The sequence below is a fragment of the Pseudomonas neuropathica genome (assembly GCF_051174785.1).
Taxonomy (GTDB): Bacteria; Pseudomonadota; Gammaproteobacteria; order Pseudomonadales; family Pseudomonadaceae; genus Aquipseudomonas; species Aquipseudomonas neuropathica_A.
The window spans coordinates 1,467,156-1,480,326 of sequence record NZ_CP195111.1 but is presented as its reverse complement, the minus strand read 5'-3'; the positions used below and the strand labels follow the sequence as shown (position 1 = coordinate 1,480,326).

The following is a 13,171-nucleotide window of genomic DNA, read 5'->3' as shown; positions in this document are numbered from 1 at the left end:
TCAGAGCACCTCGGTGACAGCGAACTGTTGCCGGGTGCCCGCCACCAGAATCTCCACCTCATCACCTTCGAACCTGCCCAGCAGGCTTTTGCCCAGCGGCGAGCGCGGCGTGATGACGGTAATCGGCTGACCGACCACATCGACTTTCAGTCCTGCCGCATCCGGCGCGAGAAACAGCCATTGCTCGCGACCCTTTGCGTCTTCCAGACCGAGCAGGGCGCCGATTTCGATGCCCCGATTTTCATCGTAGGCGCGCAGCGTCAGGTTTTGACACAGCGCCAGTGACTGGCGGATTTCCTCGACCCGTTTTGCTTGCCCGGCCGCCAGATACGACGCTTCCAGGCCCAGCGTGTCGTACTTGTTTTCGGCGATGTTCTCTTCGTGAGTCGCGGTTTCGTAAGCGGTTTGCGCGGCACGTTCGGCGATGTCGAGGTCGATGCGCAATTTGTCGAGAATCAGTTGGTGGACGGCGTGCTTGTTCATGATCAATCGCAGAATTGCAAAACGTTGGCGCGGCTCTTTTCGCTTGGAGCGGTCTGATCCTGTTGCAGCCAGAACTGGCACTTCGGATTTGACTGATTGCGAATGCTGCTGCGGGCCTGATCCATGCGCACCTGCTGCTCGCTCTTGCGCAGGTTTTCTTCGTACTGCTGGAACAGCGGGCTCTGCGGCGGAATATCCGGCTGCACCTGCACGGCCGGTGGATTAGCCAGTTGCTGCACAGCCTGGGCAACCGGTGCCAGTTGTTCTTTGAACAGCAAATGCGACAGCAGCCAGCACGTCAGCGCAATGGCGACAAAGCCCAGCCACATGCCCAAGGCAATACTGCCGGTCAAATGCAGCGCGCTAAGCTGAACAGGCAGCGGGCGACGCGGGTTGGGACGGTAGGGCATGGCTGCCTCCTGGCGGGTGATTGCGGGCAAGTGGCGATTGTCGCACGAAGATTAATCGCCGTCGGCTCTTCTGCGCGAGGTCATTTATGCGGACAATTGCTGCTTTTGCCAACGGGAGTCTTGAATGCCGGAATTGAAACCCCGCTGGGATATTTTCTGCACGGTTGTCGACAACTTTGGCGACATCGGCGTGACCTGGCGTCTGGCCCGGCAATTGGCGGCCGAGCACGGTTTGGCGGTGCGCTTGTGGGTCGATGATCTGCGCGCATTCGAGCGCATTTGCCCCGAAATCGATATCGGTGCAGCACAGCAATGGCAGCAGGGTGTCGAAGTGCGGCAGTGGCCGGCCGAATGGTTGCACACTGACGCCGCTGATGTGGTGATCGCCGCGTTCGCCTGTCAGTTACCCACTGATTACATGGACGCGATGGCCGGGCGGGAACAGCCGCCGCTGTGGATGAACCTCGACTATCTGAGTGCTGAAGACTGGGTCACTGGCTGTCATGGGTTGCCGTCGGTCAAATACAAATCGGTGCAGAAGTTCTTCTTCTTTCCTGGATTCCAGCCGGGCACTGGCGGGCTGTTGCGTGAGCGAGGATTGCTCGGGCAGCGTCGGCAATTTCAGCAGGATGCCGAGGCGCAACGCCAATTCCTGCAAGGTCTGGGGGTCGATCGTGCAGCGGATGCACAGCTGATTTCGTTGTTTGCCTACGAGAATGCCGGATTGGCCAGTTGGCTGGACGTGTTGGCGGCGGACGTTGCACCGACTCATTTGCTGGTGCCGGAGGGACGGATTCTGGGCGATGTGGCGCGCTGGCTCGGAGTGGAGACTTTGGCGGTCGGTGCGATTCATGTGCGTCAGTCGCTCACCGTACAGGTGCTGCCGTTCGTCCGACAGGATCAATATGATCACTTGCTCTGGTGCTGCGATTTCAACGCGGTGCGCGGTGAAGATTCGTTTGTCCGGGCGCAATGGGCGGGGCGGCCAATGCTCTGGCACATCTATCAGCAGGACGAAGACATCCATCTGGACAAGCTCGATGCCTTCCTTGCGCTCTACACAAAAGGCTTGTCGCCAGCCGCCGCTGAGGCGATGAACGGTCTGTGGCGGGCGTGGAGTGCCAGTCAACCGATCGGTGAACATTGGCTGGCAACCCGCAAACACTGGCCGGAACTGCAGGAAAATGCTGAAAAATGGTGTCTGGAACAAGGCTTGCAGGCCGATCTTGCCGCAGCGCTGGTACAGTTTTACCTAAATTGGATATGATACGCGGCCTAGATTTTTGTAAATCCCATCCAAATTCGGATATTCGCAATGAAAACTGGTAAAGAACTGAAACCCGGTACCGTGATCCGTCTCGAGAACGATCCTTGGCTGGTTCAGAAAGCTGAATTCACCAAGTCGGGCCGTAACAGCGCGATCATGAAGACCAAGCTGAAAAACCTGCTGACCGGTTACAAGACCGAGATCGTTTACAGCGCTGACGACAAACTGGACGACGTAATCCTCGACCGCAAAGAAGCGACCCTGTCCTTCATCAGCGGCGACACCTACACGTTCATGGACACCACCGACTACACCATGTACGAGCTGAACGCTGAAGACATCGAAGCTGTTCTGCCTTTCGTTGAAGAAGGCATGACCGATGTTTGCGAAGCGATCTTCTTCGAAGAGCGTCTGGTTTCCGTAGAGCTGCCGACCACTATCGTGCGCGTAGTTGACTACACCGAAGGTTCGGCTCGTGGCGACACTTCCGGCAAAGTCATGAAACCAGCCAAGCTGGCCAACGGTACTGAGCTGCAAGTTGCTGACTTCATCGAAATCGGTGACAAGATCGAAATCGACACCCGTGAAGGCGGTTCCTACAAAGGCCGTGCCAAATAAGCACTGCTTTTCGCGGAAAGAAAAAGCCCGACCATTGAGTCGGGCTTTTTTGTGCCTGCGATTTGAGCTTCACGCAATTCCCTGTGGGAGCGAGCCTGCTCGCGAATGCATTCTGTCAGCCAGCACATCACCGGATGACACACCGCTTTCGCGAGCAGGCTCGCTCCCACAATGGGATTGTGGTTACTTCAAGTGTTGCTTGAGCTCTTCAGATGCCTGCAGCATCGCCGAACGCACCGCCGGCACTTGGCTCACCACGTTAAGCAAACCGTAATCGTGAATCATGCCGTTGTACCGCACCGACGTCACCGCCACACCGGCCTCGTCGAGTTTGCGCGCATACGCTTCACCCTCATCACGCAACACATCGGCGCCGGCGGTCTGCACCAGCGCGGGCGGCAGGCCCTTCAGTTGCGCGGTGGTTGCCCGCAACGGCGAGGCGTAGATCTCGTTTCGCTGCTTGGCGCCGGTGGTGTAGTTGTCCCAGAACCACTTCATCATGTTACGCGTGAGGAAGTGTCCTTCGGCGTACTGATTGTAGGAGCCGGTATCGAAATTGGCGTCCGTCACTGGCCACAGCAGCACTTGGAATTTGATCGCCGGAGTGCCTTTGTCTTTGGCCATCAGTGCAACCACAGCCGCCATGTTGCCGCCGACACTGTTGCCCGCCACAGCCAGACGCTTGCCGTCGACATTGATCTCTTTGCCGTGCTCTGCGACCCACTTCGTTGCGGCGTAGGCTTGGTTGATCGCCACCGGGTAATGCGCTTCCGGGGAAGGCGTGTAATTGACGAACACCGCCGCCGCTCCCGAACCGACCACCAGATCCCGCACCAGCCGCTCGTGCGTCGGGAAATCGCCCAGCACCCAGCCACCGCCGTGGAAGAACATGAACACTGGCAGCTCGCCCTTGACCCCGGCCGGCCGGACGATGGTCAGGCTCAACGGTTGGCCATCGACCTGGATGGTTTTCTCGCTGACGTCCGCTGTGGGCAGCGTCAACTTGACCCCGGACTGCGCGCCGACCAGCACGGCGCGGGCCTCTTTGGGTGTCAGTTGTTCCATCGGTTTGCCGGTGCCGGCATTCAGCACATCGAGAAAGGCCTGAGTGCTGTGTTCGACATCACCGGCGAAAGCGCTGTGGATGGACAGGGCGAGAAGGGTACCGGTCAAGACTTTGCTGAAAGTGTGCATGTTCATTTCCTGTTCGGGCCTGGGGCGTCAGCAGTTAAACGATGACGTGCAGACGCACATCGACGTTGCCACGAGTGGCGTTGGAGTACGGGCAGACCTGATGGGCCGCATCGACCAGCGCTTGTGCGTCGGCTTGTTCCAGGCCAGGCAGGCTGATGTGCAGATCGATGTCCAGACCGAAGCCGCCGGGAATCTGGCCGATACCGACGTGGGCGGTGATCGAGGCGTCGTCCGGGATTTTGCGTTTGGTCTGGCTGGCGACGAATTTCAGTGCGCCGATGAAGCAGGCCGAGTAGCCGGCAGCGAACAGTTGCTCAGGGTTGGTCGCCGCGCCGCCAGCACCACCGAGTTCTTTCGGGGTGGCCAGTTTGACGTCGAGGATGTTGTCGCTGGAGATCGCACGACCATCACGGCCGCCAGTGGAGGTTGCGATTGCGGTGTAGAGAGTTTGCATGGTGTGAGCCTCATTAAGTGTGGTTTGTGTGTGAATTGTTTGCGCGCTAAGTAAGTGCGAAGTAAATGTATCGCGCGAATATATTGCGCGCAAGATAAATTTTTAAAAAAGCTGCACTTCCACGAAGGGGCGGGTATGAAAGGGGTGCTGTGAGGCTTGAGTTAGAGCGGATTGCGCGGTAGATCAGGTGGTGAAAATATTTTGCTGTCGATGAAATCAATGTGGGAGCGAGCCTGCTCGCGAATGTGGTGTATCAGTCACCATTCATATCGACTGACACTACGCATTCGCGAGCAGGCTCGCTCCCACAGGGACTGTGTGGAAGTCAGATCAGGCTTTCTTGCAAGTGACCGCGTAGTGCCTGCAACTCTGATTGCAGCTTCTGCAGGCGTTCCAGAGAAAAGCCGCTGGCGCCGAGGATGCACTGCGGAACGGTCTGCGCTTGTTCTTTCAATGCGCGGCCTTGTTCGGTCAGTTCGACAATCACCACGCGCTCATCCTCACGGCTGCGGGTGCGGCTGAGCAAGCCTTCACCTTCCAGTCGTTTGAGCAGCGGGGTCAGTGAGCCGGGATCAGTCAGCAGTCGAGCGCTGATTTCTCCCACGGTCAAACCATCCTTCTCCCACAGCACCATCATCGCCAGATATTGCGGATAGGTCAGACCCAGCGCTTGCAACAATGGCTTGTAGACCTTGGTCATCATCAGCGAAGTGGAATGCAGGGCGAAGCACGCCTGATTGTCGAGGAGCAGGTCGTCACAGGTGTCGCGTTCGGAAGTCATGTCAAAGCCTTGTTCGATGATGGTCATGAATCTAGCGCTCGAACCTTTAATGCGCCAGATAATTCTCCGGATTCAATGTCTGCCCAGATCGCGCTGCAACGCCAGATCCCAAGGTGGCACCGGACTGAAACGGGTCTTGAGATATTCAAGCAACAAGCGGCTGCGCGAGTTGGTCTGCTGTTCCATGCGCAGTGCGTAGATGCCCGTCGATTCCGGTGCCGGCAGGCCGTTTTCGCAGAACAGCGGCAGCAGTTCACCGCGCAACAGGTATTCGCTGGCCAGCCACGTCGGCAGATGCGCGATGCCCAAGCCAGCCAAGGCGCCGCAGACCAAGGCTTCAGCATTGTTGGCGCTCATGCGGATCCGCGCCGGGCGGTGCAATTGCATCTGGCCGTCTTGCTCGAACCGCCAGGCGAAGGGCGGAGCGAGGCCGTCCCAATCCAGACCATCATGCTCGTTCAGTTGGGCTGGATTGACGGGCACGCCTCGGCGTTTGAGATAGTCGGGGCTGGCACAGGCAATACGCACCATGCTCGCCAACGGCGTGGCCACCAGTCGGGTATCAGCCATTTGCCCGGCACGTAACACCAGGTCGACTTTGCCCAGATTCGCGCCGCTCATGTCGACGAAGCTGTCGATCAGGTGCAGTTGCACATCCAGTCCCGGGTACAAAACGAGAAAGTCGGCGATCACCGGTGCCAGATGTCGCCGCCCGAAAGCCGCTGGAGCGTCGATGCGGATCAAACCTTCCGGCGCACTGCTCAAAGACACCGCCTCGGCGCGGGCTAGTTGTAACTCGGCAACAATTCGCCGCGCCCGCTCGGCAAAGGCCAGGCCTGCCGGCGTTGCGCGCACGGCATGCGTACTGCGGACAAACAATTGACTGCCGATAGCACTTTCGAGGTTGTCGATCCGTCGGGCGACGGCCGAAGGAGTCAGCGGATGACGACGGGAAGCAGCAGAAAAACTGCCACTTTCCAGCACGTCGAGAAACAGTCCGAGTTGTTCGGTCAATTGATTGGGATTCATGGTCAGCTTCACGCTTGTGCGAAATCGGCATAGCCATTGTGCGTTGCTGTGCGTTTCCCCGCCAGCCACGACTGCGTAGGATGCATTGCCTGACGTAAGAGGAATTCAGCTGTGATGGAGTTTTTGTTGTACCTGCTGTTCGGCGCCGCCCTCGGCACACTCGGCGGCATTTTCGGCATTGGCGGCGGCTTGATCGCCATTCCGTTGCTCGGCGTGTGGTTTGGTCTCGATCAGCAGATTGCCCAAGGCACCGCGCTGGTCATGGTCGTACCGAATGTGATGCTGGCGCTGTGGCGTTATCACCAGCGCAATCGCATCGAACTACGGCATGCGCTGCCCTTGGCGGTGATGGGCTTCTGCTTTGCGTGGATCGGTTCGATCTGGGCAGTAGGCATCGATGCGCAAACCATGCGTATCGGCTTTGTCGCCTTCCTAGTGGCACTCTCGGCGTACAACCTGCTGAAGATGTTCGGCAAGCCACCCGCTGCGACTTCTGAAATGCGTTATTCATGGCCTTGGCTCGGCGTGCTTGGCGCGGCGTCCGGAACCATGGGCGGTTTGTTCGGAGTAGGTGGGGCCGTGGTGGCAACGCCAGTGCTGACCAGCCTGTTCGGCACTACACAGGTCGTCGCCCAAGGCCTGTCGCTGGCGCTGGCTTTGCCAAGCACCGGCGTAACCCTGGTGACCTACGCGGTGCACCAAGAAGTGGACTGGATGATTGGCCTGCCGTTGGCCATCGGCGGTCTGGCGAGCATCAGCTGGGGGGTGAAAGTCGCCCACGCCATGCCGGAAAAACTCCTGCGCGGGCTGTTCTGCGGTTTCCTGGTGCTGTGTGCGGTGATGCTCGCGTTTAAAGTTTAAAGCCTTCGACAATGTGCTCGGCCAGGCACTCGGTGATCGGCGACGGATTGTTCAGGTTGCGGATCAGCATGATGCTGGCCTCAGGCAACAAGGGCAGATCTTCGGCGGCACCGAGAATGCGCATGTCCGGGGTGATCAGGCTTTCCAGCTGCGCGGTGATCGCCAGACCGGCGCTCACCACCGCCATCAGCGCAGAAAGGCTGGTGCTGTTGTAGGCAATACGGTATTCGCGGCCCATCGCATCCAGCGCATTACACGCCCACAAGCGGCAGAAGCAATCACTGTTGAACATCGCCAGGGGCAACGGCGTCTGTTCGTGGGCGCTGAAATTCTGCGCCTCGGCCCAGACGAAACGCTCCTTGCGCAGCAACTGGCCGATCTCGTTGCCCGGCTCGCGGGTGACGATCGACAAATCAAGGTCGGTGCGCTGCAGCAACTGCTTGGTCGATTCGCAATGCACTTCGATCTGGATCAGCGGATAGAACTGCGCAAACCGCGACAGAATCCCCGGCAGAAACCGCATCACATAGTCATCCGGCGTGCCTATGCGCACCGTGCCGACCATGTGCGGCTCGCGCAAAGTGTTGAACACCTCGCTGTGCAACTTGAGAATGCGCCGCGCGTAACCGAGCAGCACCTGGCCTTCAGCGGTCAGGCGCACCTGGCGTCCGTCGCGCTCGAACAACTGCCGCTGCAACACGTCTTCTTCCAGGCGCTTCATCTGCATGCTCACCGCCGATTGCGTGCGGTTGACCATTTCGCCGGCGCGGGTGAACCCGCCCTGATCGGCAATCGCGACAAAGGTGCGCAGGACATCGGTATCGATACTGGGGTAGGCCGACAATTGATGAATCTCCGTGATGCATGCCATCAGAAACATTCGTTGGATTGATCGTAGCGCGGAGAAGAGACTGGAGCTATCCCACAAGGAGGGCGATGCGATGAAAGGTCAAAAAGTCTATGTAAGCGATGAAAAGTTTTCGGTCCATCTCGTTTCCGACCTGCTGCACAAGTTTAGCCGCTGGTACGAACTGCACCGTGAACGCGAGTTGCTCGCCAGTCTGAGCGACGAAGCGTTGAAGGACATTGGCGTCAGTCGCGCCGACGTTGAACACGAAGCCGTGCGGCCGTTCTGGGATGACCCGATGCATAAATGATGAGCAGAGTGCTACACAAGCCAACTTCAAGTGAGGTAGGTTGCGAGCAGACAAGGAGATGCTCATGCCCGCGACTCTGGCCTTTTCCCTCAAACAGGCGCGACGACTGGCGCTGGCTGCCCAAGGATTCAACGGGCGCCAGCCGCCGACCGTCAAAGCCGCGCACGTCAACCGGCTGATCGAACGGCTGGGCCTGCTGCAAATCGACTCCGTCAATGCCGTGGTGCGCTCGCACTACCTGCCACTGTTTTCCCGTCTCGGTTTTTATTCCTCTGACTTGCTCGACCAGGCTGCCTGGAGTTCGGGGCGACGTCGTACGCTTTTTGAATACTGGGGGCACGAAGCCTCGTTGCTGCCGCTGTCGATGTACCCGCTGATGCGCTGGCGCATGCAGCGGGCCAAACGCGGCGAGGATATCTATCAACAACTGGCAAAGTTCGGCCGTGAGCAGCAAGACGTTGTTCGCCGGGTTTTAAACTCGGTTGAAGACCAGGGCGCGTTGGGCGCCGGCAGTCTGTCGACCCGCGAAGACAAGGCCGGGCCGTGGTGGGACTGGAGCGCGGAAAAGCATGCGTTGGAATGGTTGTTTGCCGCCGGTGAAGTAACGGTGGCGGGGCGGCGTGGTTTTGAGCGTTTGTATGATTTGCCTGAGCGGGTGATCCCCTCTTCAATTCTGCAGCAGGCGTTGCCAGACGAAGCCGAGGCGCAGCGTGGGTTGTTGTTGCATGCGGCTCAGGCGTTGGGCGTCGGCAGCGAAAAAGACCTGCGCGATTACTTTCGCCTGAATCCGGTGGATGCGCGTCCACGTTTGGCGGAGCTGGTCGAGGCCGGGCAATTGCAGCTGTGCGAGGTTGCCGGTTGGCGGCAGATCGCCTATTGCCTGCCGGAGCCGAAAGTCCCGCGCAAGGTCGTTGCCAGTGCACTGTTGTCGCCCTTCGATTCGTTGATCTGGGAGCGCAGCCGCACTGAGCGCTTGTTCGATTTCCGTTATCGGCTGGAGATTTATACGCCGCAGGACAAACGGGTTTACGGCTATTACGTGTTGCCGTTTTTGCACAACGAGCGAATTGCCGCGCGGGTGGATTTGCGCGCCGAGCGGGCGGCGGGACAGTTGGCGGTGCATGCGGTGCACGAGGAAGAGCCGGGGCTGGATGAGCAGGGGATGCTAGCGTTGGCGCTGAATTTGCGGCAGATGGCGGACTGGTTGGGGCTTGATCGGGTGCAGCTCAATTGTCAGCGAGAGAGTGCGGCGCGGTTACGGGTGGCATTGGCGAAAATTGAGGGCGTCTGAGCGGACGCCTTCGCGAGCAGGCTCGCTCCCACATGGGTTTTGTATACGACACAAATCCAGTGTGGGAGCAAGCCTGCTCGCGAAAGAGGCGACGCGGTCTAGCGGCGGACTTGTTTCAGCGTTTCGGCTATGAGGAACGCCAACTCCAGCGACTGATCAGCATTCATCCGCGGATCACAGTGCGTGTGATAGCGATCCGACAAGCCGTCTTCAGTAATCGGCCGCGCGCCACCGATGCACTCGGTGACATTCTGGCCGGTCATCTCGATGTGAATGCCGCCGGCATAACTGCCTTCCGCCTCGTGTACCTGGAAGAACTGTTTCACCTCGCCGAGGATCTGCGCGAAGTCGCGGGTCTTGTAGCCGCTGCTGGCCTTGATGGTGTTGCCGTGCATCGGATCGGAACTCCACAGCACTTGCTTGCCTTCACGCTGCACCGCGCGGATCAGCGCTGGCAGGTGATCGCCGACCTTGTTGGCGCCCATCCGCGCAATCAGGTTCAGGCGCCCCGGATCGTTGTCCGGGTTGAGCACGTCGATCAGGCGGATCAGATCGTCGGGGTCCATGCTTGGGCCGACTTTGACGCCGATCGGATTATTCACGCCACGGAGGAATTCGACGTGCGCGCCGTCGAGCTGACGGGTGCGATCGCCGATCCACAGCATGTGCGCCGAGCAATCGTAATAATCGTTGGTCAGGCTGTCGCGGCGCACGAAGGCTTCTTCGTAGTTCAGCAGCAACGCTTCGTGGGCGGTGAAGAAACTGGTTTCGCGCAGTTGCGGCGAGCTGTCCATGCCGCAGGCGCGCATGAACGCCAGGGTTTCATCGATGCGGTCGGCAAGGTGGCTGTACTTCTCGGCCAGCGCTGAATTGGCGATGAAATCGAGGTTCCACTTGTGCACTTGATGCAGATCGGCAAAACCGCCCTGAGCAAACGCGCGCAAAAGGTTCAGCGTCGCGGTGGACTGGTGGTAGGACTGCAGCAGGCGTTCCGGATCCGGCACGCGGCTCTTTTCGTCGAAACCGATGCCGTTGACGATGTCGCCGCGATAAGCCGGCAGGGTCACGCCGTTGATGGTCTCGTCGTTGGCCGAGCGCGGTTTGGCGAACTGACCGGCCATGCGCCCGACCTTGACCACCGGGCAACCGGCGGCGAAGGTCATGACGATCGCCATTTGCAGCAATACTTTAAAAGTGTCGCGAATTTTTGCCGCGGAGAATTCAGCGAAGCTTTCCGCGCAATCGCCCCCCTGCAGCAGGAATGCCCGGCCCTGAGTGACTTCGGCAAACTGCCGGCGCAGTTCGCGCGCCTCACCGGCAAACACCAGCGGTGGATAACTGGCCAGGGTTTGCTCGACCTGGCGCAGGTGCGCGGCGTCGGGGTATTGCGGTTGTTGCTGGATCGGCAGGGCGCGCCAGCTGTCAGGGCTCCACGGTTGGCTCATCACGGTCTCTAATTGGTTCTACGCACGGGAAGCCCATGGTAGCAGCAATTAGTGCGTGACCTGCTCCCGCCCCATCACCGACAATCGCCGCTTTGCCACGGCACCACAGCGGTGCCATCGCGTCACCGCGCCCGGTGACCATCAGGAGACGAAATGACTGAGGAGCGCGTCGAGCATCTGCTCGCCGAAGTACAGGATGAGTTCGGCGTGATTCGCGTGCTGGAAGTGGCCGATTACCGCTTTCTCGAATTTGGCGATGCGATCGAGCAGAGCTGCGTGTTCACCGCAGATCCGAGCTGGCTGGAATACGACTACACCCGGGCGATGCTGATCGGCGCGTTGTGCCATGAGCATCCGGAGAGCGCGCTGTTTCTTGGACTCGGCGCCGGTACGCTGACTCAGGCCTGCCTCAAGTTCCTGCCGCTGGAAGATGTCGAAGCGATTGAATTGCGCCCGGATGTGCCGCGTCTGGCCATCGAGTATCTAGGGCTCGACGATGATCCACGGTTGTATATCCGCGTCGGCGATGCGCTTGAATTGCTGCCAACGGCAGAGCCTGCGGATCTGATTTTCGTCGACCTGTACACCGATGTCGGCCCGGGCGTCGGGCATCTGGCCTGGAGTTTTCTCGGTGATTGCCAGAAACGTCTGAATCCGGGTGGCTGGCTGGTGATCAATCAGTGGGCCACCGATGATGGCAAGCCGTTGGGCGCGGCGTTGTTGCGCGGGCTCTATCACCGGCATTACTGGGAGCTGCCGGTGAAGGAGGGCAATGTGATTCTGATTGTGCCGGCGGACCTCGATCAGGCGCTGGACATGCAGGCGCTGACCGCCCGGGCTGAAGCGCTGGCGCCGCGGTTGGGGTATTCGTTGCAGTCGTTGATCAACAGTATTCGCCCGGCCACCTGAGTTGTCAGTGATGGCCTCTTCGCGAGCAGGCTCGCTCCCACATTGGAATGCATTTTCCCTGTGGGAGCGAGCCTGCTCGCGAAGAGGACCTGATAACCAGCAAATATTTCAGATCCCTTTGAAAACTCCGGGCCGCCGCTCCACCAGCGACCTCACCCCCTCCTGGGCATCCTCACTCGCCAACAACTTCTTCACCAGCGCCGGCAACCCCTGCGCTGCCGCTGTCTCACCCTCATACCGCGCCTGCCGCGCCGACAGCAACGTCGCCTGCACTCCCAACGGCGCCTGCCGGGCAATCCGTTCAGCCAACTCAATCGCCCTCGGCATCAGGTCCTCACTGGCCATGACTTCCTGCACCAGGCCCAGATGCAACGCCTCGTGCGCATCGAACTCATCGCCGGTCAGCAGCCAGCGCATCGCGTTGCCCCAACCGGCGATCTGCTGAAAACGTAAAGTCGCGCCACCAAAAGGAAAAATCCCACGCTGCACTTCCATTTGCGCGAAACGGGTATTGCTCGCGCACAGATTAATGTCGGCGGCCAGCATCAACTCGATACCAATGGTCAGGCAGTAGCCCTGCGCGGCGACAATCACCGGTTTGCTCACCCGTGGCCCGACGAAAACACCCCACGGGTCGCAACCGCCGGTCGGAACCTGCCAGCCTTGGGCGAGGGCGGAGCTGGCATTGACCAGATCCAGACCGGCGGTGAAGTGCTCGCCGTGACCAAACACCACCGCCACCCGCGCTTCGCTGTCGGCCTCGAACTCACCGTAGGCCAGGCTCAGGTCATTCAGCAGGTCGAGGTCGAAAGCGTTGCGCTTGGCCGCTCGATCAAGGCCGATCAGGTGGACATGACCACGACGTTCACGGCTGACGCGGCCGGGGCAGAGCTGATTCATGGCTGGATCCTCGGGCGGGAAGGGCGGGTGCAGCGACGGAATGCCGCACGTCGATGAATCGTTTTAGCGTCATCGCCCGCAGGGCCGGGCCTTTGAAAAATAGACCTTGGCGCGATTATCCGCAAAACCCCGTTACACAGCGGTGACACAGGTATTTTGACGATAAAAAAAGCTCCCTTTTTGGGCAAAATCCGGTATAGTGCGCGCCGGCCTTTAACCGGGCCGCGTTTAGGTAGCGCAATTTCCCGAAGTCAGCTTCGGCTGCACGTCCGCATTGCGGGCTCTTCCCGGACGATTCTTTTTTTCATTCATTCGTTTTCGCAAATCCCCGCCGACAAAGCTGCCAGGGCGACTCTTGAGTCTCAACACGGC

General features: G+C 59.5%; 15 protein-coding genes. 6 read left to right on the top strand and 9 right to left on the bottom strand.

The genetic code is table 11. The annotated features are described in order from the left end of the window. A complete protein-coding gene (locus ACRRSD_RS06670) occupies positions 1 to 483 on the bottom strand; it encodes a GreA/GreB family elongation factor (protein ID WP_435037576.1) in 483 nt (160 codons plus the stop codon). 2 nt (positions 484 to 485) lie between these two features. After that, entirely contained in the window at positions 486 to 893 is a 408-nt protein-coding gene (locus ACRRSD_RS06665) for a hypothetical protein (protein WP_095120479.1), read from the bottom strand. Positions 894 to 1,017: 124 nt separating this feature from the next. Between ACRRSD_RS06665 and earP the strand changes: the two genes are divergently transcribed. Together earP and ACRRSD_RS06655 are read left to right on the top strand one after the other, a co-directional pair. Further along, positions 1,018 to 2,160 (top strand): elongation factor P maturation arginine rhamnosyltransferase EarP, encoded by a 1,143-nt coding sequence (gene earP, locus ACRRSD_RS06660; RefSeq protein WP_435037575.1) that lies wholly within the window; start codon positions 1,018 to 1,020, stop codon positions 2,158 to 2,160. Positions 2,161 to 2,208: 48 nt separating this feature from the next. Further along, positions 2,209 to 2,778: an elongation factor P gene (locus tag ACRRSD_RS06655; protein ID WP_007908599.1), complete on the top strand. Its 570-nt coding sequence runs from the start codon at positions 2,209 to 2,211 to the stop codon at positions 2,776 to 2,778. 183 nt (positions 2,779 to 2,961) lie between these two features. Here ACRRSD_RS06655 and ACRRSD_RS06650 read toward each other — a convergent pair whose 3' ends face one another. The 4 genes from ACRRSD_RS06650 to ACRRSD_RS06635 all read right to left on the bottom strand — a co-directional run bounded on the left by ACRRSD_RS06650 (position 2,962) and on the right by ACRRSD_RS06635 (position 6,236). Further along, entirely contained in the window at positions 2,962 to 3,972 is a 1,011-nt protein-coding gene (locus ACRRSD_RS06650) for an alpha/beta hydrolase (RefSeq protein WP_435037574.1), read from the bottom strand. 34 nt (positions 3,973 to 4,006) lie between these two features. Continuing rightward, a complete protein-coding gene (locus tag ACRRSD_RS06645; protein WP_435037573.1) occupies positions 4,007 to 4,426 on the bottom strand; it encodes an organic hydroperoxide resistance protein in 420 nt (139 codons plus the stop codon). A gap of 325 nt (positions 4,427 to 4,751) precedes the next feature. After that, positions 4,752 to 5,207, bottom strand: a complete 456-nt coding sequence (locus ACRRSD_RS06640; protein WP_435038478.1) for a MarR family winged helix-turn-helix transcriptional regulator — start codon at positions 5,205 to 5,207, stop codon at positions 4,752 to 4,754. Positions 5,208 to 5,279: 72 nt separating this feature from the next. After that, positions 5,280 to 6,236: a LysR family transcriptional regulator gene (locus ACRRSD_RS06635; protein ID WP_435037572.1), complete on the bottom strand. Its 957-nt coding sequence runs from the start codon at positions 6,234 to 6,236 to the stop codon at positions 5,280 to 5,282. Positions 6,237 to 6,347: 111 nt separating this feature from the next. Between ACRRSD_RS06635 and ACRRSD_RS06630 the strand changes: the two genes are divergently transcribed. Continuing rightward, complete coding sequence (locus tag ACRRSD_RS06630; protein WP_435037571.1) at positions 6,348 to 7,097, top strand: sulfite exporter TauE/SafE family protein; 750 nt, start codon at positions 6,348 to 6,350, stop codon at positions 7,095 to 7,097. Here ACRRSD_RS06630 and ACRRSD_RS06625 read toward each other — a convergent pair. After that, on the bottom strand, positions 7,087 to 7,941 hold the full coding sequence (locus ACRRSD_RS06625; protein WP_007908606.1) for a LysR substrate-binding domain-containing protein: 855 nt from the start codon (positions 7,939 to 7,941) through the stop codon (positions 7,087 to 7,089). The genes ACRRSD_RS06630 and ACRRSD_RS06625 overlap by 11 nt on opposite strands. Before the next feature lie 97 nt (positions 7,942 to 8,038). Between ACRRSD_RS06625 and ACRRSD_RS06620 the strand changes: the two genes are divergently transcribed. After that, positions 8,039 to 8,254 (top strand): DUF1127 domain-containing protein, encoded by a 216-nt coding sequence (locus ACRRSD_RS06620; RefSeq protein WP_038364272.1) that lies wholly within the window; start codon positions 8,039 to 8,041, stop codon positions 8,252 to 8,254. Between the two features lie 64 nt (positions 8,255 to 8,318). Next, positions 8,319 to 9,545 carry a winged helix-turn-helix domain-containing protein gene (locus tag ACRRSD_RS06615; protein ID WP_435037570.1) on the top strand — a complete coding sequence of 409 codons (1,227 nt, stop codon included), beginning with the start codon at positions 8,319 to 8,321 and terminating at the stop codon, positions 9,543 to 9,545. Positions 9,546 to 9,643: 98 nt separating this feature from the next. On the opposite strand, the gene ACRRSD_RS06610 is transcribed toward ACRRSD_RS06615, so the two are convergent. After that, positions 9,644 to 10,990, bottom strand: a complete 1,347-nt coding sequence (locus ACRRSD_RS06610) for a class II 3-deoxy-7-phosphoheptulonate synthase (protein WP_034155236.1) — start codon at positions 10,988 to 10,990, stop codon at positions 9,644 to 9,646. A gap of 153 nt (positions 10,991 to 11,143) precedes the next feature. Between ACRRSD_RS06610 and ACRRSD_RS06605 the strand changes: the two genes are divergently transcribed. Next, a complete protein-coding gene (locus ACRRSD_RS06605) occupies positions 11,144 to 11,899 on the top strand; it encodes a spermidine synthase (protein ID WP_435037569.1) in 756 nt (251 codons plus the stop codon). A gap of 108 nt (positions 11,900 to 12,007) precedes the next feature. On the opposite strand, the gene ACRRSD_RS06600 is transcribed toward ACRRSD_RS06605, so the two are convergent. Continuing rightward, entirely contained in the window at positions 12,008 to 12,799 is a 792-nt protein-coding gene (locus tag ACRRSD_RS06600; RefSeq protein ID WP_435037568.1) for a crotonase/enoyl-CoA hydratase family protein, read from the bottom strand. Positions 12,800 to 13,171: the final 372 nt, after the last annotated feature.